Consider the following 480-nt stretch of genomic DNA (forward strand, 5'->3'; position numbering starts at 1 on the left):
GGTGCTGCAGGATGCCGACAAGGGCACCAATGCCGATGTCGTCGCCGTTGCGCCGCGCAAGGTGAGGACCATGGTGGTCAAGTCGGACGGTTCGCTGGTGCCGCGTGAAGATCCGGCAGCGCCCGCCGCGCCGCTAGTGGCCGCCACCGAGCCGGTCGATCCGGCGCCGCAGCATGTTGCCCCAGTGGCCCAAGCCGACGCGGACCAGACCGGCACCGTGGCGCCTGCCGCCGCCCAGGCGGACGACGTGCCGGCCCTCAAGCCGGTCGCCAAGCCGAAAGCCGAGGCCCAATCGGCGAACACGCCGGCAAAGGTTCCGCTCGCGCCGCAGCGTCCATCCGACCAGCCGGTCGATGTTGTCGGCGAGGTCAAGCCCGATCAGGTTGCGTCCATAGATCCGGCATCGACTGCGGCCGGCGGTGGCTCGTGGTCGATGCAGATCGCCTCGCAGCCGACCGTCGAAAGCGCTCAGTCCAGCTA

The 480-nt window shown here is 70.0% G+C and carries 1 pseudogene; it reads left to right on the forward strand.

From position 1 onward, the window contains the following. Nucleotides 1-480 (forward strand): annotated as a pseudogene (locus EN939_RS37470) (SPOR domain-containing protein); the annotation flags it as partial.

Source organism: Mesorhizobium sp. M7A.F.Ca.CA.002.05.1.1 (assembly GCF_003998335.1).
Taxonomy (GTDB): domain Bacteria; phylum Pseudomonadota; class Alphaproteobacteria; order Rhizobiales; family Rhizobiaceae; genus Mesorhizobium.